This is a genomic window from Streptomyces sp. NPDC028289 (genome assembly GCF_055565975.1).
Genome location: NZ_JBVHTI010000003.1, coordinates 1,166,691 through 1,193,410 on the forward strand (window position 1 = coordinate 1,166,691; position 26,720 = coordinate 1,193,410).

25 protein-coding genes are annotated in these 26,720 nt (G+C 71.5%); 11 read left to right on the top strand and 14 right to left on the bottom strand.

Going from position 1 to position 26,720, the window contains the following annotated elements; all coding sequences use genetic code 11:
* Positions 1-196 precede the first annotated feature (196 nt).
* Positions 197-2,722: an ATP-binding protein gene (locus ACZ4UV_RS19410; RefSeq protein ID WP_451020810.1), complete on the top strand. Its 2,526-nt coding sequence runs from the start codon at positions 197-199 to the stop codon at positions 2,720-2,722.
* Between the two features lie 414 nt (positions 2,723-3,136).
* On the opposite strand, the gene nucS is transcribed toward ACZ4UV_RS19410, so the two are convergent.
* Entirely contained in the window at positions 3,137-3,808 is a 672-nt protein-coding gene (gene nucS / locus ACZ4UV_RS19415) for an endonuclease NucS (protein ID WP_451020809.1), read from the bottom strand.
* A gap of 667 nt (positions 3,809-4,475) precedes the next feature.
* On the opposite strand from nucS, the gene ACZ4UV_RS19420 reads away from it, so the two are divergent.
* On the top strand, positions 4,476-4,868 hold the full coding sequence (locus ACZ4UV_RS19420; RefSeq protein WP_089098747.1) for an SCO5389 family protein: 393 nt from the start codon (positions 4,476-4,478) through the stop codon (positions 4,866-4,868).
* A 103-nt stretch (positions 4,869-4,971) separates the two neighbouring features.
* Here ACZ4UV_RS19420 and ACZ4UV_RS19425 read toward each other — a convergent pair whose 3' ends face one another.
* On the bottom strand, positions 4,972-6,000 hold the full coding sequence (locus tag ACZ4UV_RS19425; protein WP_451020808.1) for an LLM class flavin-dependent oxidoreductase: 1,029 nt from the start codon (positions 5,998-6,000) through the stop codon (positions 4,972-4,974).
* 223 nt (positions 6,001-6,223) lie between these two features.
* On the opposite strand from ACZ4UV_RS19425, the gene ACZ4UV_RS19430 reads away from it, so the two are divergent.
* Complete coding sequence (locus tag ACZ4UV_RS19430; protein WP_451020807.1) at positions 6,224-6,565, top strand: ATP/GTP-binding protein; 342 nt, start codon at positions 6,224-6,226, stop codon at positions 6,563-6,565.
* Positions 6,566-6,572: 7 nt separating this feature from the next.
* Here ACZ4UV_RS19430 and ACZ4UV_RS19435 read toward each other — a convergent pair whose 3' ends face one another.
* The 7 genes from ACZ4UV_RS19435 to mce all read right to left on the bottom strand — a co-directional run bounded on the left by ACZ4UV_RS19435 (position 6,573) and on the right by mce (position 16,448).
* Positions 6,573-7,454, bottom strand: coding sequence for an ABC transporter permease (locus ACZ4UV_RS19435; protein WP_390048248.1), 882 nt, complete (start codon positions 7,452-7,454; stop codon positions 6,573-6,575).
* Entirely contained in the window at positions 7,451-8,665 is a 1,215-nt protein-coding gene (locus tag ACZ4UV_RS19440) for an ABC transporter ATP-binding protein (RefSeq protein ID WP_467839221.1), read from the bottom strand. The genes ACZ4UV_RS19435 and ACZ4UV_RS19440 overlap by 4 nt, the downstream gene beginning before the upstream one ends.
* A gap of 133 nt (positions 8,666-8,798) precedes the next feature.
* A complete protein-coding gene (locus tag ACZ4UV_RS19445; RefSeq protein ID WP_451020805.1) occupies positions 8,799-9,575 on the bottom strand; it encodes an ABC transporter permease in 777 nt (258 codons plus the stop codon).
* A 1-nt stretch (position 9,576) separates the two neighbouring features.
* Positions 9,577-10,533: an ABC transporter ATP-binding protein gene (locus ACZ4UV_RS19450; protein ID WP_467839224.1), complete on the bottom strand. Its 957-nt coding sequence runs from the start codon at positions 10,531-10,533 to the stop codon at positions 9,577-9,579.
* A 272-nt stretch (positions 10,534-10,805) separates the two neighbouring features.
* Positions 10,806-11,741, bottom strand: coding sequence for a coiled-coil domain-containing protein (locus ACZ4UV_RS19455; protein ID WP_390048256.1), 936 nt, complete (start codon positions 11,739-11,741; stop codon positions 10,806-10,808).
* A 195-nt stretch (positions 11,742-11,936) separates the two neighbouring features.
* Positions 11,937-15,785 (bottom strand): polarized growth protein Scy, encoded by a 3,849-nt coding sequence (scy, locus tag ACZ4UV_RS19460; protein ID WP_451022262.1) that lies wholly within the window; start codon positions 15,783-15,785, stop codon positions 11,937-11,939.
* Positions 15,786-16,007: 222 nt separating this feature from the next.
* Positions 16,008-16,448, bottom strand: coding sequence for a methylmalonyl-CoA epimerase (mce, locus tag ACZ4UV_RS19465; RefSeq protein ID WP_123974084.1), 441 nt, complete (start codon positions 16,446-16,448; stop codon positions 16,008-16,010).
* A 148-nt stretch (positions 16,449-16,596) separates the two neighbouring features.
* Here mce and ACZ4UV_RS19470 point away from each other — a divergent pair, with 148 nt between their 5' ends.
* The 3 genes from ACZ4UV_RS19470 (at position 16,597) to ACZ4UV_RS19480 (ending at position 20,535) form a co-directional block, all read left to right on the top strand.
* Complete coding sequence (locus tag ACZ4UV_RS19470; protein ID WP_467839228.1) at positions 16,597-17,802, top strand: acetyl-CoA C-acetyltransferase; 1,206 nt, start codon at positions 16,597-16,599, stop codon at positions 17,800-17,802.
* 48 nt (positions 17,803-17,850) lie between these two features.
* A complete protein-coding gene (gene meaB, locus ACZ4UV_RS19475) occupies positions 17,851-18,807 on the top strand; it encodes a methylmalonyl Co-A mutase-associated GTPase MeaB (protein WP_351494359.1) in 957 nt (318 codons plus the stop codon).
* A 459-nt stretch (positions 18,808-19,266) separates the two neighbouring features.
* Entirely contained in the window at positions 19,267-20,535 is a 1,269-nt protein-coding gene (locus tag ACZ4UV_RS19480; RefSeq protein ID WP_451022325.1) for an MFS transporter, read from the top strand.
* A 76-nt stretch (positions 20,536-20,611) separates the two neighbouring features.
* Here the strand turns inward: ACZ4UV_RS19480 and ACZ4UV_RS19485 are convergent, their stop codons facing one another.
* The 5 genes from ACZ4UV_RS19485 to ACZ4UV_RS19505 form a co-directional block, all read right to left on the bottom strand.
* On the bottom strand, positions 20,612-21,088 hold the full coding sequence (locus ACZ4UV_RS19485) for a MarR family winged helix-turn-helix transcriptional regulator (RefSeq protein ID WP_316782318.1): 477 nt from the start codon (positions 21,086-21,088) through the stop codon (positions 20,612-20,614).
* Positions 21,089-21,180: 92 nt separating this feature from the next.
* Positions 21,181-21,936 carry an AIM24 family protein gene (locus tag ACZ4UV_RS19490; RefSeq protein ID WP_390048351.1) on the bottom strand — a complete coding sequence of 252 codons (756 nt, stop codon included), beginning with the start codon at positions 21,934-21,936 and terminating at the stop codon, positions 21,181-21,183.
* A 47-nt stretch (positions 21,937-21,983) separates the two neighbouring features.
* The gene (locus ACZ4UV_RS19495) at positions 21,984-22,634 is read right to left on the bottom strand and encodes an AIM24 family protein (RefSeq protein ID WP_351494366.1); all 651 of its coding nucleotides are present in this window, start codon (positions 22,632-22,634) and stop codon (positions 21,984-21,986) included.
* A gap of 1 nt (position 22,635) precedes the next feature.
* A complete protein-coding gene (locus tag ACZ4UV_RS19500) occupies positions 22,636-23,268 on the bottom strand; it encodes an AIM24 family protein (protein ID WP_451022326.1) in 633 nt (210 codons plus the stop codon).
* Between the two features lie 108 nt (positions 23,269-23,376).
* Complete coding sequence (locus ACZ4UV_RS19505) at positions 23,377-23,700, bottom strand: DUF6191 domain-containing protein (RefSeq protein ID WP_467839234.1); 324 nt, start codon at positions 23,698-23,700, stop codon at positions 23,377-23,379.
* Positions 23,701-23,833: 133 nt separating this feature from the next.
* Here ACZ4UV_RS19505 and ACZ4UV_RS19510 point away from each other — a divergent pair, with 133 nt between their 5' ends.
* The 5 genes from ACZ4UV_RS19510 (at position 23,834) to ACZ4UV_RS19530 (ending at position 26,696) form a co-directional block, all read left to right on the top strand.
* A complete protein-coding gene (locus tag ACZ4UV_RS19510; RefSeq protein ID WP_390048267.1) occupies positions 23,834-24,178 on the top strand; it encodes a DUF3817 domain-containing protein in 345 nt (114 codons plus the stop codon).
* Complete coding sequence (locus ACZ4UV_RS19515) at positions 24,175-24,471, top strand: MTH1187 family thiamine-binding protein (RefSeq protein ID WP_451022323.1); 297 nt, start codon at positions 24,175-24,177, stop codon at positions 24,469-24,471. Before ACZ4UV_RS19510 ends, ACZ4UV_RS19515 begins: the two co-directional genes overlap by 4 nt.
* A 157-nt stretch (positions 24,472-24,628) precedes the next feature.
* Positions 24,629-25,372: a hypothetical protein gene (locus tag ACZ4UV_RS19520; protein WP_467839236.1), complete on the top strand. Its 744-nt coding sequence runs from the start codon at positions 24,629-24,631 to the stop codon at positions 25,370-25,372.
* Positions 25,369-26,049: a DUF4166 domain-containing protein gene (locus ACZ4UV_RS19525; RefSeq protein ID WP_451022321.1), complete on the top strand. Its 681-nt coding sequence runs from the start codon at positions 25,369-25,371 to the stop codon at positions 26,047-26,049. The genes ACZ4UV_RS19520 and ACZ4UV_RS19525 overlap by 4 nt, the downstream gene beginning before the upstream one ends.
* Positions 26,046-26,696, top strand: a complete 651-nt coding sequence (locus ACZ4UV_RS19530; RefSeq protein ID WP_451022320.1) for a TetR/AcrR family transcriptional regulator — start codon at positions 26,046-26,048, stop codon at positions 26,694-26,696. The genes ACZ4UV_RS19525 and ACZ4UV_RS19530 overlap by 4 nt, the downstream gene beginning before the upstream one ends.
* The last annotated feature ends 24 nt before the right edge of the window (positions 26,697-26,720 follow it).

Sequence of the window (26,720 nt, forward strand, 5' to 3'; positions counted from 1 at the left end):
CACGAGACCGTGATGTCTCGGACGGCGCGGTACCCCGGACTGTCGTAGATACTGTGCGAAGGTTTAAGGTTCGGTCGCCCGCCGCCCTTGCCACCCTTCGAGCGCGGGCCCGGACCAGAAGCGACAGCGCGGTGTGCAACAGGCCGGGAGGGGCCGGTATTCACGGCACACGACGCTTTTGGGGGGCTAGGAACCTATGGACCCGATCAACCCGGGACCCGAGGGGTACGGCCAGGACGGCGACGGCAGCACGCCGCGCCAGCGCCCGCCCAGGGAATCCCTCACCACCGACTTCGGTCAGAGCACGCCGGTGACGGCCCGCACCACGCGGCTGGTCACCGGCGAATTCCTGCTGACCGTCAATCCCGTCGACGGCAGTGAGATAGAACCCTGCCCGCCGACCGAACGCCCCGCCGGGCCGGAGAAACGCACCGCCGCCGAGCGCGCCGAGTACGAGCGCGCCGTCCGGCCGCCGGTTCCGCCCGGTCCCGCCCGGCCCGAGCTGCCGCTCCTGGAACGCCAGGACGACCGCGAGCGGCTCGTCCGGCTCCTGGCCCGCGGCCGCTCGGTGCGGCTCACCGGGCCCTCGGGCTCCGGCCGCACCGCACTCCTCGACCTGGTCGCCGACGACTGCTCCGACCTCGCCCCCGACGGCGTGGTCCGCCTCAACGGCTTCCACCGCACGCCCGAGGACCTGCTCCACGACCTCTTCCACGCCGTCTACAAGGCGCCCGCGCACCGCCCGGACCACGACGAGCTCCTCGCACTGATCCGGGACATCGGCGCGGTCGTCGTCCTCGACGACGTCGAGTTCGGCGGCGCCGGGCTCGACGAACTGGTCGACGCCACCCCCGAGTGCGCCTTCCTGATCGGCGCCACCCCGGACGTGCCGGCGCCCTCCGCCGACTCCGCCGTCGAGGAGGTCTTCCTCGACGGTCTGGACCGGGCCGGCGGTGTCGACATCCTGGAGCGCACGGTCGGCCGCGTCCTCACCGAGGAGGAGGCCAACTGGGCCGGCGACCTCTGGTTCGAGTCCGAGGGCCTGCCCCTGCGGTTCGTCCAGGCGGGCGCGCTGCTGCGCCAGCGCGACCAGGTACGGGCCAGCACGGGCGCCGTGGACGAGTTCGGCGTCTTCGCGTCCGGCATGTCCGATCCGTCTGACCTGTCCGGGCTGTCCGACCTGCCGGTCGAGGCGGCCCTCGACGACGAGGCGAGCGACGAGATCCCGCTCCCGTCCCTCGGTGAGGCCGCCGCGCCCGCCCCGCTGCTCGCCTCCCGGCTCAGCGCCTCCGCCCGGGCCACCCTGCGCTTCGCGGTCGCCCTCGGCGGCGAGGTGCCGCACCAGGCGCATCTGCCGGCCCTTGTGGGCGACACCCACGCGGACGCGGCCCTCGGCGAACTCGCGGGCTGCGGACTGGTCTCCCCGGTGGGCTCCCGCTACCGGCTCGCCGCGGGCGTCCTGCAGCAGCTGGAGGCCGCCGGATACGCCGACGACGCGGCGGCCCAGGCCCTCACCGCCGCCCAGCACTACGGCTGGTGGGCCGGGCACCCCTCGGTCACCCCGGAGCGGGTCTGTGCCGAGTCCGACGCGATCCTCGCCGCACTGACGGTGGTCGTCCCCGAGACGGTGCCGCCGGCGGAGGACGAGGAGAGCACGCCGGTACGACTGGCCCGCACGGCCGCGCCCGCGTTCGCGGCGGGGCTGCACTGGAGCGCCTGGGAACGCGCCCTGCGGGCCGGCGCCGAGGCCTCCCGCCTCGCCGGTGAGGTCGGCGAGCAGGCCTACTTCCACCACGAACTCGGCATATTCGCGCTCTGTGGCGGCTGGCTCGACCGGGCGCGGGCCGAGCTGGAGGCCTCGATCGGGCTGCGCGGGGCGCTCGCCGACAAGCGGGGTACGACGGCCGGCCGACGGGCCCTCGCCCTGGTGGCCGACCGCTCGGGCGAGGTCATCCCGGTCGCCGCGATGGCGGGCGACGAGATTCCCGACGCCCGTCACGAGGAGTCCATATCCCCGGCCGGCGGCGTCACCACGCCCTTCCCCGCGGTCCACTCGCCGGCCTCGGACACGCTGGTGACCCACAGGGTCCCGGGGCAGCCGACGCCGTCCCAGGGCGGCGGGGGCGGCCTGGTCCGCATGGCCCGCCGCAACCTGGTGGCGGTGGGCGCGGGCGTGCTCCTGACGGCCGTCCTGGGCACCGTGGTCACCCTCGGCATGACCTCCAACAACAACGCCGACAACCCGTCGAACAACGTGAGCGTCAACCCGTCGGCGAGCGAGGGCACGGGCGACGGCAGCCTGGGCGCCGACCCCGGCCAGACCTCGGGCACGGGCGACACCGGCACGGTCACCACCAAGCCGACGGACCCGGGCCCCGACGGTACCCTCGGCACCTCGGACGACCCGACCCCGCCCTCGGACACACAGACGCCTTCGGCTTCGGCCACGGGAACGAAGGGTTCGTCGGGCGGCGGCACGACACACTCGCCGTCGGCATCGCCCTCGAAGTCGCCTTCACCTTCGAAGTCGCCGTCACCGAGCCCGTCGAAGTCCGAGTCCCAGTCGGCGAGCCCGTCGCCGTCGCCCTCGTCATCGGCCCCGAGCGAGACCCCGTCCACCAGCAACTCGGCGAGCGGTCCGGCCTCCGACTCCCCGAGCGTCGCGACGTCGAGCGCATCGGAGAGCAGCAGCACGGGAACCTCGACCGGCACCCTGATCTGAGACCGGGCGTCCCACGCTCGACGCGCGGGACGCCCACACCCATGGCAAGGAACCGCCGCCGAACCCGGCTCAGGCCGGTCCGGCACCGCCGGTCACCGCCGTGAGGGCTGAGTGCCGTTGCGGCGGTGTTGGGGGGGCAACTTGTCCGGCCCGTGTCCCTCCGTCGCCCGCACCAGACCCGCCGCGACGGCGCTCGGCCACGATGGAGCGGACCGGCGGTGCCGAGCCCGGCTCAGGCCGGTCCGGCACCGCCGGGCGCCGCCGTAGGGGCTCTGCGCCGTTGCGGCGGTGTTGGGGTGGGCGGGGGAGGAGCGGGTTGGGAAGCACCGACGCGGTAGCTGACGGAGGTGGTCGTCGGCGGTCCCGGAACTGGTGTGGTTTGTCGGGCTTGTTCAGGGCCGTCGGCCCCGCCGGTCAGAAGAGGCGCAGCTTGTCGTCCTCCATGCCGCGTAGGGCGTCGTAGTCGAGGATCGTGCAGCCGATGCCGCGGTCCGTGGCGAGGACCTTCGCCTGGGGCTTGATCTCCTGGGCCGCGAAGATGCCGCGGACGGGGGCGAGGTGGGGGTCGCGGTTCAGGAGTTCCAGGTAGCGGGTGAGCTGTTCGACGCCGTCGATCTCGCCGCGGCGTTTGATCTCGATGGCCACGGTCTGGCCCTCGGCGTCGCGGCAGAGGATGTCCACCGGGCCGATCGCCGTCATGTACTCACGGCGGATGAGCGTGTAGCCGTCGCCGAGCGTCTCGATCCGGTCAGCCAGCAGCTCCTGCAGGTGCGCTTCCACGCCGTCCTTGATCAGCCCCGGGTCGACACCCAGCTCGTGCGAGGAGTCGTGCAGGACCTCCTCCATCGTGATGATGAGCTTCTCGCCCGCCTTGTTGATGACGGTCCAGACGCCGGCCTCGTCACCCGTCCCCTCCTTGAGGGTGCACGGCGGCGACATCCAGTTGAGGGGCTTGTAGGCCCGGTCGTCCGCGTGGATCGAGACGCTGCCGTCGTTCTTCAGGATGAGCAAACGCTTTGCTGAGGGCAGGTGGGCGGAGAGACGGCCGACGTAGTCCACGGTGCAACGGGCGATGACGAGACGCATGGGGCCAGCCTACGGCGCTCGCGGACCGCGCAGGACCGCTCCGCCGGTCACGCCCCTGGGACGCTTCGCGGGCAACACCAGGCCTCTGTCCGGCAGAAGGCCGGGCAAGGGAAACCGGAGTGAGGTCCGTGGCGGACGACAGCACACCAGATGTTCTCATCGCTGGGATCGGTTGCCCTTGAAGTGCATTGCGGAATCGTGTTCACGGAGTGCTGTGGAGGCCTTCCTCAACCCCTCCCTCCCATGCTCGGACCCTGCGATGGCTTCCGACAGTTCGAGCCCCTGGCGCTCCAGCGCTGACGACGACTCCGCATCCGGGCTGATCCGCTTGACGGCCAACACGCGCATGCCCGTCTCGCTCTGTGTCCGTGAAGGTGCACCGCCAAGCTGGCGATCTTTGGTGAGTCGGGAGACCTGTCGTCTGTTTTGACCAGGATGCGCCGCCGATGATCGACTCGGGTGAGTCGCCTGCACACGCGTGTTCAACCCTGGCCGATTGTGTGCCTAAAGGGACCGTCGCATATACGCAATCTCCTGGTGGGGTCACCGCAGGTTGCCTACCGTAGTAAACGGGAGGTCGCGGATTGTGTACTCAGCGTGTTCGGTATCGCGAACTCCCTTACCTGTCCGCCAACCCCTGCTGTTCGGGGGTGCGAGAGGAGTACCCATGTCGCTCGACGTCTCACCGGCCCTACTCGAACAGGCCGAGCGAGGCGAGGTCGACGAAGCGGATTTCGTCGACTGCGTCCGGACCTCCCTGCCTTACGCATGGGAGATGATCAGCTCCCTGGTGGCTCAGCTGAAGGTGGACGGCGGAGACTTCGCCGACAACCAGACGCCCCCGCCGGACGAGCAGGCACGCGGTCAGCTGCTGCGTGCGCTCGCGAGTGACGCCATACGCGGCGCCCTGCAGCGGCACTTCGGTGTGCGGCTGGCCTTCCAGAACTGCCACCGTGTGGCGGTGTTCCCGCTGGACGCCTCGGTCGACGAGACGCTGGCCCGCTTCACCTCTGTGCGCAATCAGCTGTTGAACCAGTCCCCGGAACTCCGGGACTGCTGACGCCGTGCTCCGCCACTGCTGACGCAGTGAGCCGCTTGCTTGCCGCTCCACACGCGGGAGGTGCATCAGTCACTGGGGCGGCAAGCTCCCCGCGGCGGCGAGGTCACCGGAGGTTCGGCAGTACCTCGGCACCCAGCCGTCGTACGTTCTCCTCCGTGGCCGCCAGATCCCCCGAGCCCTCGGTCAGCAGGGCGAAACGGGAGATGCCGGTCCGCTCGGAGGTCGCGGCGAGCCGGTCGGCGCACAGCCGCGGAGTACCCACCGGGTGGAGTCCGCAGAGCAGTTCGGTGTACGCGAGCGGGTCCCGCATCGAGCGGAACCGGCCGTCCACCGTCACATGCGCCTCCAGGCCCTGTTTCAGCCAGCCCGGCATCGCCTTCGTCAGGGTCTCCGCGGCGTCGGTGCGGCTGTCCGCGATCTGGCAGACGCCGGCCGAGACGTGGGCCGCTGCGGCGATCTCGTCGCCCGGCCGCCCGGCCGCCCGGGCGTGCTGCCGCCACAACGCGACCATCTCGGCCTTCTCCTCGTCGCCGACGTGCATCCCGAGCAGCATCGGCAGCCCCCGCTCGGCGGCCAGCCGGATGCTCGCCGCGGAGGTGCAGGCGACCACCACCTCCGGTCCCGGTGCCTCCGTCAGCGCCTCCGACGGCCGTGGCACGACGGGGACTTCACGGAACGAGTAGCGCGGGCCGGAGGCCGACACGGCGGGTTCGCGCAGCCAGCGCATCAGCAGATCGAGTGATTCGGGGAAGCCCTGTTCGTACGCCTCCAGGCCGGATCCGAAGACCTCCAGATCCACCCAGGGCCCGCCCCGCCCCACGCCGAGCGTGAAGCGGCCGCCGCTCGTCACGTGCAGCAGTGCCGCCTGCTCGCCGAGGGCGACCGGGTGGACGGTGGGCAGCACGCTCACCGCCGTACCGACCCGCAGCCGCCGGGTGCGGCCCAGCAGTAAGGCCGCCAGCGTGACCGCCGACGGGCAGGTGCCGTACGGCACGAAGTGGTGCTCGGCCAGCCAGACCGCGTCCAGACCGGACTCCTCGGCCACCTCCGCCGTGCGCACCGCCCGGTGCAGGGCCTCCCCTTGGCCCTGGCCCGGGAACTGGGCGGCCAGCACAAAACTACCTACGCGCATCGTTTCTTCCTGCTTTCCTGGCTCCGACCCGGAGCTCCCCCACCGGGCATAACCGTCTGACACGTGCCGAGGACACGGCCTGACGGAGAGATTTGCGGATTGTCTGGAGAATGGGTCGCCCTGGTGGGGGACTTGTACGGGTTCGTGCCCTACGCGTACCCCCGTGCGCGCGTCGTAGGCTGGACACAGCCCGTGCTTCCTGTATAGCCCCGAGAGGTGTCCCGTGTCCCCGCGTCGCAACCGACCCAAGGGCCCGAACGAATCGGCCTCGTCCGGCCGGAGCGCCGAGGGCGACCGTGCGGACCGCTACGGCGGCTGGCAGTCCACCGAGAGCTGGCAGGGCGAGGAGTGGAGCGTGCGGCACGTGGCCGGCGCCAGCGCGGTCGGCAAGACGTACCGCTGCCCGGGCTGCGACCAGCTGATCGCCTCCGGCGTCCCGCACGTGGTGGCGTGGCCCGAGCACTCGGGCGTGGACGAGCGCCGGCACTGGCACAAGGCCTGCTGGAACGCGAAGGACCGCCGCACCACGCGGGTGCAGCGGTCCCGGAACGCGCCGAAGTTCTAGAGCGGAATCACACGTCCCGCTTCTCCAGCAGGACGTAGGCGCCGGCGAACGCGACGGCCGTCACGCCCAGGATGATCCACAGCGGGTCCCAGCCCGAAGGGCCGGAATCGCTCAGGGAGTTGGAGTAGAAGACGCTCAGCTGGTTCGGGATCGAGTACTCGAACAGGGCCGTGCGCACCTTCTCCAGCGACTGGGAGAACATGAACAGCGCGATCACCAGCGGGGCGAGCACCGCGCCGATCATGATCGTGATGGCACCCGCCGAGTGCCGGATGACCGAGCCGATGATCAGCGAGAGCAGCCCGAGCAACGCGATGTAGAGGCTGACGCCGACGGTGCCCTTCAGCCATTCCCCGCCGGTCGGCGTCCGGGCGACGTCGCTCAGCATCGACACCTGCGTCATGGCCACGAACGCGCTGGCCGCGAGGGTGATCACGAACGCCACCGCGAAGAAGACGATCGCCTTCGCCGCGAGCACGCGCGCACGGGAGGGGCAGGCCACCATCGTCGTACGGATCATGCCCGTGCCGTACTCCGAGGCGGTCGTCAGCACGCCGAGCGTGATGATGCACATGCTGCCGAGCAGCAGGCCGAAGAAGCCGAGGGACAGCGCGCTCTCGCCCGACAGGTCGCCGGTCGAGGAGGAGTCGCTGACCACCGCGCCGGCCAGCAGGCCGATGCCGATCACGAGGAGAACGAAGACGCCGAGCGTCCAGATCGTCGAACGCACCGACCTGATCTTCGTCCACTCGGAGGCGATCGCGTGGCCGAGGTGGGTGCGCACCACCGGGATCGGCGAGACGTAACCGGGATACGAACCGCCGGGCGCCGCCTGCCAGTCGGGCGCGGACGGGGCGGCCTGCGGCAGCGGAGGCTGGTGGGTGCTCATCGGGCGTCCTCGGGCTTGGTCAGGTCGGCGGGAGCGGGAGCGGGAGCGGGGGCAGGTGCAGGGGCGGGGGCAGGGGCCGCATAGGGGTTGGGAGCGGCCTGCGGAGGCCCGTAGGGGCCCTGCGGGGCGGGAGGTGCGACGGGCGCCCCCGGCGGTCCGTACGGCCCCCCGAAGGGCTGGCCGCCCTGCTGGGGCGGCGGCGGGGCGTACCAGCCCGGCTGGCCCTGTCCCGGCACCGGCATCGGCGGCTGGGCGCCCGGCGGCAGGGGCTGCTGGAGGCCCGCCTTCTGGTCGGTCGAGGACCGGTAGTCGACGGCGCCCTGCGTCATCCGCATGTACGCCTCCTCGAGGGAGGCCTGGTGCGGGGAGAGCTCCCACAGCCGTACGTCCGCCTCGTGCGCGAGGTCGCTGATCCGGGGCAGCGGCAGCCCGGTCACTCTGAGCGCCCCGTCCTGCTCCGGCAGGACATGGCCGCCGGCCTCGGTCAGCGCCGAGCTGAGCTTCTCGCGCAGCTGCGGCTCGGTGTCCGGGGTGCGCACACGGGCGAAGTCGGCGGAGTTGGCCGAAATGAAGTCCGTCACGCTCATGTCGGCGAGCAGCTGGCCCCGGCCGATGACGATGAGGTGGTCGGCGGTCAGCGCCATCTCGCTCATCAGGTGGGAGGAGACGAAGACCGTACGGCCCTCGGCGGCGAGGGACTTCATCAGGTTGCGCACCCAGAGGATGCCCTCGGGGTCGAGGCCGTTGACCGGCTCGTCGAAGAGCAGCACCTGGGGGTCGCCGAGCAGCGCGGCGGCGATGCCGAGGCGCTGGCCCATGCCGAGCGAGAAGCCCTTGGAACGCTTGCCGGCCACGCCCTGGAGGCCCACCACGCCGAGCACCTCGTCGACCCGGCGGGCCGGGATGGCGGACAGCTGGGCCAGGGAGAGCAGGTGGTTGCGGGCGGACCGGCCGCCGTGCACCGCCTTGGCGTCGAGCAGCGCGCCTACCTGGCGGGCGGCGTTCGGGAGCTTTCGGTAGGGGAAGCCGCCGATCGTCACCGAGCCGGCGGTCGGGTTGTCCAGGCCCAGGATCATCCGCATGGTCGTCGACTTGCCCGAGCCGTTCGGCCCGAGGAAGCCGGTGACGGCTCCGGGTCGTACCTGGAAGGAAAGGTTGTACACGGCGGTCTTGTCGCCGTAGCGCTTGGTCAGGCCGACAGCCTCGATCATGCTCCGCACCCATCGAAAGGATCAGGACAGCGGGGCAGACGCCCCCCGTAAGGGTTAGGAGGATATCGGGGCGCTGACGGTTCCGCCCAAGAGCATGTAAAGACTTCCGGCGACAGACCCGGTCACGGCCCCGTCACTGGGCGTCGCGCCGCTTCAGCAGGACGTACCCGCCGGCCAGTGCCGCGACCACCCACAGCCCCATGATCCCGAGCCCGCCCCAGGGGCCGTAGGGCACGTCGTCGCCGACCCTCGGCACCACCTGCATGATGTGGCTGCCCGCCTGGTCCGGCAGGAACCGGCCGATCTTCTTCGTCGCGTCGACGTTGCCGAGGATGTTGGAGATCAGGAAGAAGAACGGCATCAGGATGCCCAGCGACAGCATCGGCGAGCGCAGCATCGCGGCCACGCCCATGGAGAACATCGCGATCAGCGTCATGTAGAGCCCGCCGCCGACGACCGCGCGCAGCACGCCGGGATCGCCGAGGTGGGCCCGGTGCGAGCCGAGCATGGCCTGCCCGAGGAAGAAGGCGGCGAAGCTGGTCACCATGCCGACCACCAGCACCAGGCCGGCCGCCACCGCGATCTTGCTGAACAGGAAGGTGGCCCGCTGCGGCACGGCGGCCAGCGAGACCCTGATCATCCCGGTGCTGTACTCGTTGGAGACGACGAGCACCCCGAACACGATCATCGCCAGCTGCCCGAGGGTCATCCCGGCGAAGCTGATGTTCGTCGGGTCGAAGGAGAGCCGTTCACGATCCGGCATGTTGGAGAACTGGCTGTTCGCGAGCGCGGAGAGCAGCGTCCCGACGGCCACGGTGACCACCACGGCCAGTGACAGCGTCCACACCGTCGAGGCGACGGACCGGATCTTGGTCCACTCGGACCGTACGACCTGGGTGACGACGGCCATGTCACGCTCCCTTGTCCCAGCCGGTGCCCCAGGCCTGCGGCACCGGGGGCGAGTCGGCGTGCGCGTGGTACTCCACGGACTCCGCCGTCAGTTGCATGAACGCCTCCTCCAGCGAGGCCTGCTGGATGCTCAGCTCGTGCAGCACGATCCCGTTCTGCGCGGCCAGCTCCCCGATCGGTTCGGCCTTCCCGCCCTCCACCTCGAGGGCGCCGGTGCCGGTCTCGACGACCGTGATCCCGGCCGCGTGCAGCACGTCGAGCAGCCGCTCGCGCTGCGGGGAGCGGACCCGGACGTACGACCGTGAGTTCGTCCGGATGAAGTCCGCCATCGAGGTGTCGGCGAGCAGCCGCCCCTGTCCGATGACGACGAGGTGGTCGGCGGTCAGCGCCATCTCGCTCATCAGGTGCGAGGAGACGAACACGGTCCGCCCCTGGGCGGCCAGCGATTTCATCAGGGTCCGGATCCAGTGGATCCCCTCCGGGTCGAGCCCGTTCACCGGCTCGTCGAACATCAGGATCCGCGGATCACCCAGCAGCGCCCCCGCGATCCCGAGCCGCTGCCCCATGCCGAGCGAGAACCCCTTGGCCTTCTTCCGCGCCACCGCCGTCAGCCCGACGGTGTCCAGGACCTCGGCCACCCGCGCCCGCGGGATCCCGTTGCTCTGCGCGAGACAGAGCAGGTGGTTGAAGGCGCTGCGCCCACCGTGCACGGCCTTCGCGTCGAGCAGCGCCCCGATGTACGTCAGCGGGTCCTTGAGCTGCTCGTACCGCTTGCCGTCGATCCGCACCCGGCCGGCCGTGGGGTGGTCGAGCCCGAGGATCATCCGCATGGTGGTGGACTTCCCGGCACCGTTGGGCCCGAGGAACCCGGTCACGATGCCGGGTCTGACGGTGAACGTGAGGTCGTCGACCGCCGTCTTGTCGCCGTAGCGCTTGGTCAGGCCCGCCAGCTCGATCATGCGGCCACGCTAAGACCGGGGTTCGGGGGCTGCCACTCGGCGGCTTCGCCGGGGGCACCGTGGTCGGGTGCGGCGCCGTGGGGGCCGGTCGCGCAGTTCCTCCCCCAGCCTTCGGCCGGGGGTACCCCCAGCGCCCCTTTCAGGGGCGTGCACCTGGCGCCCCTTCAGGGGCGCGGGGAACTGCGCGAGCAACCACACACGACCCGCACCCGTACGACGAAGGCCCGCACCCCCGGAATAAGGGAGTGCGGGCCTTGTGACGTCGCTAACGCCTACCGGGACTGCTGCGCCGGAACCCCACGGGAGATCGGCTCGTCCTCGGTCGGCGAGCTGGCGGCGGCCACCGCCGCACCCGTCAGCGTCGCCAGCATCTCGCGGACGTTGGTCAGCTGGGCGTTGATGCTGTCGCGGCGGTTGGTCAGCGCGGCGAGCTCGCGCTCGGATTCCGAGCGGATCCGGTCGGCCTTGGCGTTCGCGTCCGCAACGATGTCCTCGGCCTGGCGCTGCGCCGTCTCGACCGTCTGGCGGGCGCGGCGCTCGGCGTCGGTGCGCAGCTTCTCGGCCTCCAGGCGCAGCTGCTCCGCGCGGTGCTCGATCTCCGCGAGGCGCTTCTCCGCCTTCTGCTGACGCGAAGCGAGGTCACGCTCGGACTGCTCGCGGCGCTTGGCGAGGTTCGTCTCGAAGTCGGCGGCGGCCTGCGCGGCCTTCGCACGGGTCTCCTCGAAGAGGGCGTCCGCCTCCTCGCGCTTGGACTGCGCGTCCTTCTGGGCCTCGGCGCGCAGCTGCGAGGCGTCACTCTTGGCCTTCTCGACGATCCGGACGCCCTCGTCCTCGGCCTTGGCCTTGCGCTCCGCAGCGAACGATTCTGCGTCGTTGCGCACCTGCTGGGCCGCCGACTCGGCGAGCTCGCGGTGCTGCTCGGCCGCGCGCCGGGCCTCCTCGCGCAGGTCCTTCGCCTCCTCCTCGGCGAGGCGGAGGATCTTCTCGACACGCGCGCCGAGGCCGGCGTACGACGGCTCCGCGTCGGTTACCTGAGCCTGGGCGTTCTGCGTCTCGAGGTGGAGCTCCTCGATGCGCTTTTCCAGAGCGGTGATGCGGGCGAGAGCGCTGTCACGGTCGGAGACGAGCTTGGAGATCCGTTCGTCCACCTGAGCGCGGTCGTACCCACGCCGCACTAGCTCGAAGCCGTAGGGGGAAGTGTCGCTCATGGGGTTCCTGTCGAAAGAGACCGGTGAGGTGATAGGGGGAATCCTAGGGGCCGAAGCGGTGTGTCATCGAGCGGATACGTGTTTGATCTGGAGAATGACACCCCTTTTGAGTGGCTAGCTGTGAGATCGCTTGCCAAAGCCTCTGCCGCAGATTTAATCAAAAGCCCCAGAACACTACAGAACCGGCCCCGGTCTCTAGCCTTCTGACGACTTGCCACCCGATCGTGGCGCGCCCACCGTACTGCCCGCCTTGACCCCGCCGTCCTTGCCGGCCGACGGAGCCTCGAAGGATTCCAACGCCTCCAGGACGTCCTGGACACGGGAGATCTCGCCGTTGATGTTCTCCCGCCGGCGCTCCAGGATCTCCAGTTCGCGCTTGCCCTCCTCGACCGTGCGGCGGGCCTCGCGGATCGCCTCGGCCTTGAGCTCCTCGGCCTCCCGGACCAGCGTGGCCTTCTTCTGCTCGGCCTCCTTGAGCAGCCCCTCGGCCTTCTTGACGGCGGCGATCCGGACCTTGCCCGCCTCCGAGTTGGCCTCCGAGACCAGGTCCTTGGCCTTGGCCTGGGCCTTGGCGAGCTGCTCCTCGGCGGCCTTGATGAGCGCGTCGCAGCGGTCGCCGGTGGACTTCATGGTCTCGGCGGCCTCGCGGCGGGCCCGCTCGTGCAGCTCCTCGATCTCGGCGGTGATGCGCTCGCGCAGCTCCTCCGCCCGCTCCCTTATGGCGGTGGCGTCCCGGCGGGCGCCGACGAGCAGCTCGTCCGCGTCGGTACGGGCCTTCTCCACCCGCGTGTTGCCCTCGACCGTGGCCTCGGACACCAGCCGGTCGGCCTCCTTGCGGGCCGCGCCCACCATGGTGTCGGCCTGCGACTCGGCGTCCGCGGTGGTCTTCATCGCCTGCTGCTGCGCCTCGGTGAGCAGCTTGTCGGCCTCGGCGGTCGTCTCGTTGATGAGCGTGTCGACCTGCTCGGCCACGTCCTGACGGCGCCTGTTGGCGTCCTTGCGGGCCTCGTCGAGGGTGCGGTCGGCCTCCTCGCGGGCCGCGTTCAGCATGCGCTCGGCCTCGGCCTCCGCGTCCGCCTTGAGCCGCTCGGCGTCGGCACGGGTCCGGTCGGCGTGCAGCTGGGCGGAGCCGACCGTCTCCGCAGCGTCGGCCCGCAGCCGCTCCGCGTCGCCGGTGGCGTCCGAGATCAGCTTCTCCGCCTTGGCGATGGCGTCGGCGCGGACCCGGTCGGCCTCGGTGATGGTCTCGCTCTGGAGCCGCTCGGCCTCGTTGCGCGCCTCGGTGATGAGGGTGTCGGCCTGGGTCGCCGCGTCCGAACGCATCCGGTTGGCGTCCTCGCGCGCCTCGGCACGCGTGCGCGTGGCGTCCTGGTCCGCCTGGGCGATGGTGTCGGAAGCCTCGGTGCGCACCCGCTGGGCGTGCGCCGACGCCTCGGCCCGCACCCGCTCCGACTCGGTCATCGCTTCGGCGACGGTCCGCTCGGCGAGCGCCTTCGCCGCCTCGGACGCCTCGTTGGCCTCGCGCCGGATCCGGGTCGCGTCCTCGCTGGCCCGCTCCCGCTCGGCGTAGGCGTCGGCGCGGACCCGGTCGGACTCCTCCTCGGCCTCCCGCCGGGTTCGGTCCGCGGCGTGCTCGGCGGCCGAGCGCAGCCCGGTGATCTCCTCCTGCGCCTGCTCGTGCAGCCCGGAGACCGAGTCCCGCACCTGCTGGGCGTGGAGTTCGGCGGCCGACACCATCTCGGTGGCCCGGCGGTCCGCCTCCTCGACCAGTCGTACGGCCTCGGCCTGCGCCTCCTCGACCCGGTTGCGCGCCTGAGCCAGCAGGTCCTCGCTCTGCTCGCGGGCCCGCTCGCGCTCCTGGTCGGCCTCCTGACGCGCGGAACCGAGGAGTTCTTCGGCCTCGCGACGCCGTCGAGCGGCCTCCTCCTGGGCGGCGGCCAGCGTCTCGGACGCCTCGGTGGACAGCCGCTCGGCGGCCGCCTGCGCCTCGGCACGGACCCGGTCGGCGGTGTCCTGGGCCTCCTGCTTGAGCCGCTCCGCCTCGGCGGCCGCCTCGGACCGCAGCCGTACGGCGACGGTCTCACCCTCCGCACGAGACGCCGACGCGTCGGCGGCGGCCTCGTCGCGCAGCCGCTCCGCCTCGGTCTCGGCCTGCTGCTGGAGCGCCCGGATCCGCTCGGCGGCCTCGCCGCGCAGCCGGTCGGTCTCCTCGGCGGCCTCCCGGCGGATCCGGCCGGCCTCCTCGCGCGCCTCGGTCAGCGCCTGGTCGGCGCCCGTGAGCCGGTCCTCGGCCTCGGTGTGCAGGCGGGTCAGCTCGGCGGCCGCCTCCGCGCGCCGGGCCTCGACGCCCCGCTCGGTCTCCTCGCGCAGCTCGCGCGCGGCCCGCTCGGCGTCCGCCTGCATCGCCTCGGCCTGCTCCTGGGCCTCCGCGCGGAGCCGTTCGGCCTCCTGGCGGGTGCGCTCCAGGGTCTCCTCGGCCTGCCGGCGCAGCGTGGTGGCGCGCTCGATGGCCTCGGTGCGGACCTTCTCGCTGTCCGTGGTCGCGGTCTGCCGCAGTTCGTCGGCGTCCGCCTTGGCCTTGGCGAGCAGTTCCTCGGCGGACTTGGCCGCCTCCTCGATCTGCTGCACGGCCTCGCGCCGGGCCTCGGCGCGGATCGACTCGCCCTCGGCGACCGCGTCGGACCGCAGCTGCTCGGCCTCGCCGCGCAGACGGCGGGCCTCCTCCTGCAGCTCGACGGTCTTGGCGCGGTACTCCTTGGTGTCGTCCTTCGCCGTGCCCTTGAGCTGTTCGGCGATGTCGTGCGCCTCGGCGCGCAGCCGGTCCGCCTCGGTCTCCGCCTCGGTGCGGATCCGCTCGGCCTCCTCGGCGGCGGCCTTCGTGGTCTGCTTGGCCTCCTCGGACGCCTTGTTCAGGACGTCCTCGGCGGTCTTGGCGGCCTTCGCCAGCTGGGAGGCGCTCTCCTCGGCGGTGAGGCTGCGGGCCTTCTCGGAGGCCTCCGCGATGATCTTCTCGGCCTCGGCGCGGGCGTCGGCGACGACCTGCTCGGCGCTCGCCTTGGTGGCCTCGGCCTCCTTGGTGGCCTCGCTGACCAGCCGGGCGACCTGCTCCTTGGCGGTGCGGGTGCGCTGCTCGTTGGTGGCCTCGGCACTGGAGAGCGCCTTCGTGGCGTTCGCCTCGGCCTCGCTGACCAGCTTCTCGGCCTCGGACTGCGCCTTGCGCAGCGCCTCCTCGGCCTCTGCCATCCGCTGCTCGGCGGCCCGGCTCAGCTCACCTGCCTGCCGGCGGGCGGTGTCCGACTCCGTCGCGGTGGAGCTGCGGAGCTGCTCCGCGTGGTCGGTGGCCTCCTGGGCCTGCGTGGACGCGGCGTTCAGCAGCCGCTCGGCGTCCCGGCGGGCACGCAGCAGGATCTGCTCGGCCTCGGTACGCGCCGCCTCGGCGTCGCTGGTCAGCCGCTGCCGGGCCTCGTCGGTCAGCCGCTGGGCCTCGGCCCGGGCGGCGGTCATGGCCTGCTCGGCCTCGGCCCGCGACTCGTCGAGCAGCCGCCGGGCCTGCGACTCGGTGCGGGCGCGCAGCTGCTCGGCCCACGACACGTTCTCGTTGACGTGCGACTCGACGGTCTGCCGGCGCTCGGCCAGCTCCTGGTCCAGCTGCTGGCGGCGGGTCACCGCCTCCTGGTGCAGCTCGGCCTGGAGCCGCGCGGCCTGCTCGGCGTGCTCCTGGAGGATGCGCTGGGTCTGCGCCCTGGCCTCCGCGGCCACCCGTTCCGCCTCCTGGCGGATCTGGTCGGCCTGCACCTGGGCGTTCCGCAGCAGCTGCTCGGCGTGGTAGCCGATGTCACCGCCGTCGAACGCGGGCCGGGACATGATGGTGCGCCGCGCCTCGTGCAGCTTGGCGCGCAGCACCTCGACCTGGTAGCCGAGGTCCTCGGCATGCTGGATCGCCTTTTCCCGCTCGGTCTTCAGCCGTTTCATCTCGGCCTCGAACCGAGAGAGGTGGTCGACGTCAGCCGCCGGCTCTCGCTCCTGGCTCTCGTAGCCCCGCACTGCGCGGTCCCATCCGTCCCCTGGTCGCAACCTTCTCCGAACGAGCTCCGTCCATCCGCCGAACGGGGCCCCCGGGGAATGGTGTCAGATCAACGGCGGAGCACGGGCTGCTGCCCCGACGCTCGTCCCCCGAAACCCGGACCCCGGCATGCGGCCGCCCCGGCCCTGCGAACGTGCGAAGGGACGACCGCCCCCAACCCTACCGGCCCATATGTACGAGGGTCAGTGCTCAGGTGACTCAACAGCCGCCGAAGTGACCAGTTCTGTCAGTACGCCGTGGCAGTCCTTCGGGTGCAGGAAGGTGATCCGCGACCCCATGGAGCCGATCCGTGGCTCGTCGTACAGAACGCGTACGCCCTTGGACCGGATGTCGGCCGCGTCCCCGTCCACATCCGCCGTACCGAAGGCGATGTGGTGGACCCCCTCGCCGTTCTTCGCGAGCCACTTGCCGACCGCCGAGTCCTCCCGGGTCGGTTCGAGAAGCTGCAGGTAGGAGGCACCGCCGTCGGACGTCTCGTTGATCTTGAGCATGGCCTCGCGCACGCCCTGTTCCTCGTTGACCTCGGTGTGGAACACCTCGAAGCCGTACGTGGCCCGGTAGAACTCGACGGTCGCGTCGAGGTCGTGGCAGGCGATCCCGATGTGGTCGATTCGCGTCAGCATGGATTCAGTGCAGCGCCACGGCGGTGGTTACGCAACGTGCCAGCGATCACACTGACGGCCCGATGACGGCACGGAGTGCCACGCAATACATTCGAAGTAAACCCTCGTTCACTCCTCGGCAGTGCAGCCGGTAAGGGGATCGCAGCTCATGTCTTCTGGAACCGCTGGAACCACCTCAGTGATCGTCGCGGGTGCGCGCACGCCCATGGGACGACTGCTGGGCTCGCTCAAGTCCTTCTCCGGAGCCGACCTCGGCGGCTTCGCGATCAAGGCCGCCCTCGACCGTGCGGGGATCGGTGGCGACCAGGTGCAGTACGTGATCATGGGGCAGGTGCTCCAGGCCGGCGCCGGGCAGATCGCGGCCCGCCAGGCCGCCGTGAAGGCCGGCATCCCGATGAGCGTCCCGGCGCTCGCGATCAACAAGGTCTGCCTCTCCGGCCTCGACGCCATCGCGCTCGCCGACCAGCTGATCCGCGCCGGCGAGTTCGACATCGTGGTCGCGGGCGGCCAGGAGTCCATGACCAACGCCCCGCACGCGCTCCCGAAGTCCCGCGAGGGCTTCAAGTACGGCGCCATCGAGATGCTCGACACGATGGCGTACGACGGCCTGACCGACCCCTGGGAGAACATCCCGATGGGCGAGTCGACCGAGAAGCACAACACCCGCCTCGGCCTCGGCCGCCAGGAGCAGGACGAGATCGCCGCCCTGTCCCACCAGCGGGCCGCCGCCGCCCAGAAGAACGGTCTCTTCGAGGCCGAGATCACCCCGGTCGAGATCCCGCAGCGCAAGGGTGAGCCGGTCGTCTTCAGCAAGGACGAGGGCATCCGCAGCGACACCACGGCGGAGTCGCTGGGCAAGCTCCGCCCGGCGTTCACGAAGGACGGCACGATCACCGCCGGCAGCGCCTCGCAGATCTCCGACGGCGCGGCGGCCGTGGTCGTGATGAGCAAGGCCAAGGCCGAGGAGCTGGGCCTGGAGTGGCTCGCCGAGATCGGCGCCCACGGCAACGTGGCCGGACCGGACAACTCCCTCCAGTCCCAGCCGTCGAACGCCATCAACCACGCCCTCGGGAAGGAGGGCCTGGAGGTCGGGGACCTGGACCTCATCGAGATCAACGAGGCCTTCGCGGCCGTCGCCATCCAGTCAATGAAGGACCTCGGGGTGTCCACCGAAAAGGTGAACGTGAACGGCGGGGCCATCGCCCTCGGTCACCCCATCGGCATGTCCGGCGCCCGGCTCGTCCTGCACCTGGCCCTGGAGCTCAAGCGCCGGGGTGGCGGGGTCGGCGCGGCCGCGCTGTGCGGTGGCGGCGGCCAGGGTGACGCGCTGATCGTGCGGGTACCGAAGGCCTGAGTACGTTTCGCTGAGCGAACGTAAGCGAACGGAGCGAACGGAGCTGTGATGCAGGACGTCTCCTCACTGGTGGCCCAGGCCAGGGAGGGCCGACCGCGTGCGGTGGCCCGCCTGATCTCCCTGGTGGAGGGGGCGTCCCCGCAGCTCAGGGAGGTTATGGCGGCACTCGCGCCGCTGACGGGCAATGCCTACGTCGTGGGTCTGACCGGCTCTCCGGGAGTCGGCAAGTCGACATCGACGTCGGCACTCGTGACCGCCTATCGCAAACAGGGCAAACGGGTCGGCGTGCTGGCCGTCGACCCGTCGTCCCCCTTCTCCGGGGGCGCCCTGCTCGGCGACCGCGTCCGCATGTCCGACCACGCGTCCGACCCCGGCGTCTACATCCGCTCGATGGCGACGCGGGGTCACCTGGGCGGCCTCGCCTGGGCGGCACCCCAGGCCATCCGCGTCCTGGACGCGGCGGGCTGCGAGGTGATCCTGGTGGAGACGGTCGGCGTCGGCCAGTCGGAGGTCGAGATCGCTTCCCAGGCGGACACCAGCGTGGTGCTGCTGGCCCCCGGCATGGGCGACGGCATCCAGGCCGCCAAGGCCGGGATCCTGGAGATCGGCGACGTGTACGTCGTCAACAAGGCGGACCGGGACGGCGCGGACGCCACGGCCCGCGAACTGAACCACATGCTGGGCCTCGGCGAGTCCCGCGGCCCGGGCGACTGGCGGCCCCCGATCGTCAAGACGGTCGCCGCGCGGGCGGAGGGCATCGACGAACTGGTGGAAGCCCTGGAGAAACACCGCGCCTGGATGGAGGAGCGGGGCGTCCTGGCGGAACGCCGCGTGGCCCGCGCCGCCCGCGAGGTCGAGACGATCGCGGTGACGGCCCTGCGCGCACGCATCGGCGACCTCCACGGCGACCGCCACATCGACGCCCTCGCGGACCGCATCGTGGCCGGTGAGCTCGATCCCTACCGGGCGGCGGACGAGCTCGTGGCGGGCCTGACGGAGGGCTGACGCGGGTCGGGCCGACGTCGCGCGGTGCGGGCCGTCCTCCCGCTGCGGGCCGGTGGGGGCTGGTCGCGCAGTTCCCCGCGCCTCTTTGGGGCGCTGCCGTACCGCTCTGGATTTCGGCGGCCTCGCTTGGCTGCGGGCCGGTGGGGGCTGGTCGCGCAGTTCCTCCCCCAGCCTTCGGCCGGGGGTACCCCCAGCGCCCCTGAAGGGGCGCTTCGCCCACCGCCCCTTCCCAGCCGCGGGCAGTCGTGCCGCTGGGGCGGCACGGGTGGGCGCGGGCGGTGCCCTGGAGGCGCCGGTAAGCGTCCACCGTCCACATACGGCGACCGGTGCTGCTACCTTGACCGGCATGTTCCTCTCCTTGGCGTAGAGCGCACCCGGCGCCGCCGCTGGCACGTGAGTACGCCGTGCCGTGGCGCGCACAGGTGTCCCCTCTTCCGCCTCTGACCGAGGAACTCACTCATGTCCGCGTTGACTTCGTCGCGCCCTTCGTCTGCCCGGCGGCCGTCGTACGCCGCCGTCCTGCGCCTTCCACACGCCCGCCGCACCTTCTTCGCCGCCCTGGCGGCCCGTCTCTCCTACGGCACGGTCTCGCTGTCCGTCCTGCTGTCGGTCACCCGGGCGACCGGCTCGTACGCCGTGTCCGGGGTGGTGATGGCCCTGTTCGGCGGTGCCACGGTCGTCCTGCTGCCGGTCCGGGCGACCTTGGTGGACCGCTTCGGTCCGCGGCGTGCCCTGCCGCCCATGGCGGCGGTCTACAGCGGCCTGCTCTGCGCCCTGGCCGCCCTGGCCTGGCGTCCCGGCACTCCTGCGGCGGCGCTCGCCGCGGCCGCCGCGCTCACGGGCTGCTGCGCCCCGCCCCTGGGCCCGACCATGCGGGCGGTGTGGGGCCGCATGGCCGACGACCCGGCGCTGCTGCGGCGGGCGTACAGCCTGGACGGGGTCGCCGAGGAACTGCTGTTCGTGTCAGGTCCTGTGCTGGTGGGTCTGCTGCTCCGGTTCGGGCCGCCGCCGGCGGGGGTGCTGCTGAGTGCGGTGCTGATGCTCGGCGGCACCTGGGTGTTCGTGGCATCGCCCGCGGTGCGGGGTGTGGTGTCGCCGAAGCGGGAGCCGGGTCGGCGGCCCGGCCGTTTCCCGGCGGCCCCGGTGATCGCGGCCGTGGGCCTCGGCCTTGCACTGAGCGCGGCCGACCTGCTGGTGATGGCGTTCGCCGTGCGACGGTCCTCCGGTGAGGCGGCGGTCCCCTGGGTACTGGCCGCGCTCTCGGCGGGCAGTGCGGTGGGCGGCCTGCTGAACGGTGCGGTGGACTGGCGCCGCCCGGCCGGGGAGCGGCTGGCGTGGCTGGCGGTGGGGCTGGGCGCGGTCCTGGCCGCGGCGGGTCTGGCACCAGGCGTCTGGACGCTGGCGGCGGCCATGGCGGTGACGGGGCTGTTCGTGGCACCGACGCTGACGACGGCTTATCTGCTGGCCGACGAGACGGCGGCGGAGGGGGAGCGGACGCGGGTCGGGGCGTGGGTGAACGCGGCCGTCAACGCGGGCAGCTCGGGAGGTTCGGTCGTGGCAGGGCTGTTGGTCGGAGGGCTGCCGGTGGCGGTCTGCTTTGCTCTGGCGGGAGGTGTCGCGGTCGTGTCCGCCGTGGGCGTGCGGGCCGTCGTCGGGCCGCGGGCGGGTGGGGGCTGGTCGCGCCCACGCGGCGGTAGCCGCACATCTGATACAGCCCCGCGCCTCTGACGGGGCGCTCCCGTCATGCAGCGAGCGGCGGACGGGACCTGAACCCCCGTCCGCCGCTTTCAGGTGCTGTCTGTCGTCACGGGCGCCCGCGCTGCCCCCGCAGGTGCTCGGCGATCGGCTTCAGGCCCTTGTCCAGCTCCATGAGTGCCTCCGGCGACAGCAGGTCGATGAAGTGCCGTCGCACGGAGGCGACATGATGTGGCGCCACCTTCTTCATCGTCTCCATGCCGTGCTCGGTGAGGACGGCGAACAGCCCGCGGCGGTCGGACTCGCAGTTCTCGCGGCGGACCAGGTTCGCGTTCTCCATACGGGTGATCTGGTGGGACAGCCGGCTCTTGGACTGGAGGGTGGCGGAGGCGAGGTCGCTCATCCGCATCCGGTAGTCCTCCGACTCGGACAGGTTCACCAGGATCTCGTAGTCGTTCATTGTCAGGCCGAACGGCTGCAGATCCTTTTCGAGCTGGTACGTCAACAGCCTGTTGACCTCCAGGTGGGTGCGCCAGGCGCACTGCTCCGCATCGGTCAGCCAGCGCGTGGCCGTCTCGGTCTCCATGAATGAAGTCTACCTAAAATGTTGAAAGGCGAACTAGTGAGGGTGGTGTGACTGTGCGCACGCGTTCGATGTCACACTCCGCAGACTACCGCTCACAGCCCGAAGCGACGCTGGAGGTCCCCCAGCTGTCCGGGAAGGCGCGGTGCGCCCGGTTGTTGTGAATGACCTGTGGAGGGGGCGCCTCCGCCGGGCACTCCGGGCTCGTGCGGAACCGCTCCCGTGGACTGCTCGGCCATCAGGGTCTCGGTGGACTGGAGCAGGACCGTGCCGGCCCCTACGAACTCGAACTGGTGCTCCTCTCCAGAGGCCCCGCCGAGGCCCGTCAGTGCACGTAGACCGCCCATTACGCCGGTCATGTACCCATGGTCGTAGTGATGGCACGGGGAGGGGCAGTCAGCCCATCCCACCAGTGCCTGCGGATCCACCCGGATGGGGGGTTCCATGAACACCACCGGACCGTTGGACGCGGCCACAAACTTTCCGGTTCCGATAAGGGTCAGAAAACCGGGAACGATTGATTGCTTCAGCGCGAGACTTGGCTGAAAAGCGAGCAGGTTGCCGGAGCGAATGGTCAGGTTGCCGTCGTCCAGGTCGTACGAGTTCACGTCGAACGCCCGGTCGGCGAGGAGCATCTTGCCCGAGCCCTCCGCCACCACCCAGTCGCTCGCGTGCAGAGGCGAATGGAAAGACGTACGGACAAGCCGGTCCAAACGGCCGTGCCCGATGCCGTTGAAGTCGATCGAGCCGTAGTAGGCGATCATCTTCCCCTTCTGCAGGAACCACTGGCCGCTCTTGAGCTCCACGCAGAAGGTGTACTTGTTGACGTTGTCGTCGACGGGGAGGGTCATCGGGTCGTACACGACAGGTCCGGCCGGCCCGGCTGCTCCGTATGAGCTCACAGCTTCTCCTCCGACGCCTGCACGTACACCATGCCGTTGCCGCTGAGCTCCAGCTGGAACGCCTCGCCGGAGCCGCGGCCCACCATCTCCCGCCAGCCGAGCGCGGACGACAGCTTGTTGCGTACGTCGCCGTGGTGGGCGACGTAGGCCTGCGGGTCGACGTGGACCGGGCGCTGCGGGGTGACCGGGATCTCGAAGACCCCGCCGTGGGCCATCACGGCGACCGCGCCGTGGCCCTTGAGGGTGGTGGTGAACAGGCCCTGGCCGGTGACCTGGCCGCGCACCATGCCCATCACGCCGCCCTGGGAGCCCATGAACATCGTCCCCTGCTGCAGCGTGCCCTCGAAGGCGAGCAGCCGGTCCGCCTCGACGTAGAGGGTGTCACCGGTGAGGGTGATGACGTGGACGTGGTGGCCGCCGTGCCCGAAGAAGACCGTGCCGCTGCCCTCGACGGTCATGAGGGGGGTCGCCTCACCGGCGACCCGGCGGCCGAGCATCGACATCAGCCCGCCCTGGCCGCCCTGGATGTTGGGCGTGAAGGACACCTCGCCCTTGTAGGCGAGCATCGCACCGCGCTGGCTGAACAGCCGCTGCCCGGGTACGACGGTCGCCTCGACCATCTTGGAGTTCACCTCGCGCAGGGCCATCTCAGACGTCCCCCGCGATCGTGTTGCGCTCGCTCGGCTGTACGTACACCAGGCCGTCCCCCTCGAACCGGATCTGGAAGGCCTCCCCGCCGCCCTCTCCGAAGAACGTGCGGAAGGTCACACCGGACTGGAAGGACTGGCGGAGGCTGCCCTGGTGGGCGATGTAGGCGCCCGGGTCGACGGTCAGCGGGTACTGCGGGCTGACTCTGAGCACCACCGCCGGGCCGTCCGACATGATCGCCGCCTGGCCGTGGCCCTCGACCGTGGTGGTGAACAGGCCGTTGCCCTGGGAGGCGCCGCGCAGGCCGGTGAACGTCGTGCCGGTGCGCAGGCCGGCGTCGGTCGCCAGCAGGTTGCTGGACTCGACGTACAGCTTGTCGCCCTGGAGGCCGACCAGGTTGATCTCGGACGCCCGGTCCGCGAACCAGCACGTCCCGTGCCCCCTCACCTCCATCACCGTCATCTGCTCGCCGGTGAGCCGCCGGGTCACCATCCCGCGCAGCCCCTCGCCGCCGCCGCTCAGCTTCTTGAACGCCATCTGCCCGTCGTACGCGACCATCGAGCCGTTCTTCGCCTTCACGGCGTCCCCGGTCATCTCGACGGCGAGCACCTTGCTGCCCTGGAGTCGGAACATCGCCACGCTGTGAAGGTAGCCGCAGGCAGACGGCGACGACAGGTCCCGTGGGTGGACATCACCCCGGATCCGTCCCCTAGGGGTGCGGCCGGCAGGGGTGTGCGGCCGTCACGGGTGCCGCCGCTCCCCGGGGAGGCGTATCACCGCCGTACCGGCCGTCAGGTCGACCGTGGACCTCGGCGGCGCGCCGTCCTCCTCGTCGTCGCGCAGCACCAGCGCGCTCTGCCGCTCCTTGAGCTCGTTCTGCTTGCCGGGGGAGACAGCCGCGTGCAGCTGCTCGAAGCCGGTCGCGGAGATCTGGCCCTGCCGGCCGGCGTTCCGCCACGGCAGCGCCCCCGCCCGCCCGGCCCGCAGCAGCAGCTGGTCCACGAAGGCCAGCACCGTGAGCAGCACCACCAGCCCCGGCAGGGTCAGGAAGAACACGAACCGCACACCCGCGCCCCCTTCGCCGCGCGGTCCAGCCTGCCACCCCCGCGCCGGGTCCGCGCCGTCCCTTTGCCACAATGGCTGAACGTTTGTGCTCGCGTTCACAAAGAGTGGACGTCTCTCCCACCGAAGGTGACTCGTGGACATCAAGACCGCCACCGCCATCCGCCGCCTGCGCCTGGTCTCCGCCCCGGAGGCCGTTTCCTTCCTGATCCTCCTCGTCTGCTCGGTGCTCAAGCGGACCACGGACTTCAACGCGGTGCCCGTGATGGGCGCGATCCACGGTGTCCTGTTCATCCTCTACGTGATCTTCTGGGCCGACGCCTGGAACCGCACCAAGTGGTCCCTGAGGACCGGCCTCTTCTACTTCGTCCTCTCCGTCCTGCCGACCGGCGGCTTCTTCGCCGAGCGCAGGCTCAAGCGCGCCGCCGAGGACGAGGTCATCGCCGCCCGCGCCCGCAAGGAAGGGGTCGTGAACGCATGATCGTCGCCTTCTCCGTGACGCCGCTGGGCGTCGGCGAGGACGTCGGGGAGTACGTCGCCGACGCCGTCCGGGTGGTCCGCGAGTCCGGGCTGCCCCACCGCACCGACGCCATGTTCACCTCGATCGAGGGCGAGTCGTGGGACGAGGTCATGGACGTCGTCAAGCGGGCCGTCGCCGCCGTGGAGAGGCGCGCCCCGCGCGTCTCCCTGGTCCTCAAGGCGGACATCCGGCCGGGTGTCACCGACGGACTCACCAGCAAGGTGGCGACGGTCGAGCGACACCTCGCCCAGTAGCCGACAGTGCACAAGGAGACCCCGGCCGCTCGCGGCCGGGGTTTTCTTCCGTCCGGTGATTGAGCGAACGCTCAAAACTCGGTACCGTCATCACCGGAGGGTTTGAGCGGTCGCTCAAAAGGACCTCCGAAGACCAGGTGACGGGGGTACAACACCGATGGGGCTCTACATAGAGGCGCACATCCGCGCCGACCTCGACGAACTGTGGGCCCGGACCCAGGACCCGGCCCGGCACCAGCGCTGGGACCTGAGGTTCACCGAGATCGATTACCTCCCGCGCACGGCGGACGAGCCGCAGCGCTTCCGCTACGCCACGCGCGTGCTCCCGTTCCTGACCATCGCCGGCACCGGCGTCTCGGCGGGGGAGAAGGAGCGCCCCGACGGCACCCGCACCTCGGCCCTGCGCTTCGGCTCCCCGCACCCGCTCTCGCTGCTCGCCGAGGGCAGCGGCTACTGGCGGTACATCCCGGTCGGCGACGGCGTCCGCTTCCTCACCGGGTACGACTACCGGCCCCGCTGGGGCGCCTTCGGCGCGCTCGCCGACCGGCTGGTCCTCCGCCCGCTCATGGGCTGGGCGACCGCCTGGTCCTTCGACCGGCTGCGGCTGTGGCTGGAGCACGGGATCACCCCGGAACGGGCCCGGCGGAACTGGCTGGCCGAGCTGACGGTCCGCGCGCTGACGATCGCCGGCTGCGCCGCCGGCCTGGGCCGGGGCCCGTTCCTCGGCGCGCTCTCGCCCACCGTCGCCTTCCTGGTGCCGCTCCTCCTCGTGGTCGCCCTCTCGCTGGCCCTTTTCGCGGCCCCGCTCGCGACCACCCCCGCCGCCCGCCGCTGCCTGCGCACCCCGCCGGCCAAGGCCACCGCCCCCCGCGTCCTGCACACCCTGGAGAAGCAGTCGTGACCTCGATGTTCCGCACGGTCATGGGTCCGGACTTCGACCGGCTGCACCCGCAGCTCCAACGGCGCTTCTCGGTCGGCCTGGCGAGCGGTGAGGCCTGCACCGGCCGGGGCGTGATGGAGCACATCTGGCACGGGCCGGCGTTCGTGAAGCCGTTCCTGGCGCTGGGCGCCACCCGCAACATCCTGGTCCCGGAGGCCGCCCGGAACGTGCCCTTCAAGATCGAGAATGTGCCCTACGCGGACACCTACGGCCGTGAGACGGTGACCTTCGTGCGCACCTTCGACCTGCCCGGCCGCTCCCGCCGCTTCGACGCCCAGATGGTGCTCAGCCCCAAGGGCGACCGCATCCTCGACTACCTCGGCACCCACCAGCACCTCGCCAGCGAGCTGCACCTCAGCGCCGAGGCCGACGGCTCCCTGCTGATCCGCTCCGGCGAACACCGGTTCCGGGAGGGCCCGGTGGACGTCCGCGTCCCCGAACTCGTCGGCGCCACCGCGGAGGTGCGCGAGTCCTTCGACGACCGCGCCGGCCGCTTCCGGGTCCGGGTGCGGGTCGTGAACCGGTACTTCGGGCCGCTCTTCGGCTACCAGGGTTCCTTCGAGGCGTCGTACACCGATGTCCGCCGCCGCGGGGTACGGCCGGGGCTGCGGCCGGTCCGTGAGGAGTCGCGCGCGTGAGCCCGGAGACCGCCAAGTCCCTGGAGACCAAGAACAAGCTGCTGGAGGGCGCGCTGCGGACCCTCACCGAGCAGGGGATCGCCAAGACCTCGGCCCGCACCGTGGCGGCGGCGGCCGGGGTCAACCAGGCGCTGGTCTTCTACCACTTCGGATCCGTGGACGAACTCCTCTCCGCCGCCTGCCGGTACGGAGCCGAGCAGGCCGTCGCCCGCTTCCGTCCCCGCCTCGCCGCGGTCGGCTCGCTCTCCGAACTCCTCACCGTGGGGCGGCAGATCCACGAGGAGGCGCGCGCGGGCGGCCATGTCGCCCTGCTCGGCCAGCTGCTGGCCGGCGCCCAGACCCACGAGGCGCTCGGCCCCGCCACGGCGGCCGGGCTCGACCTGTGGATCGCCGAGATAGAGGAGGTGCTCGTCCGCGTCCTCGCGGCGACCCCGTACGGCGAGTTCGCCGACCCGGCCGGGCTCGCCCGCGCGGTCGCCGCGTCCTTCGTCGGCATCGAGCTGTACGAGGGCGTCGACGCGGCCGGCGCCCACGCGGCCCTGGACGCCCTCGAACAACTCGGCGCACTGGTGGCCGCGTTGGAGGACCTCGGCCCGGTGGCCCAGCGCGCGGTCCGCCACCACCTGCGCCGGGTCGGCCGCAGGTAGGCGCTCTACCGGAACTCCGGCGAT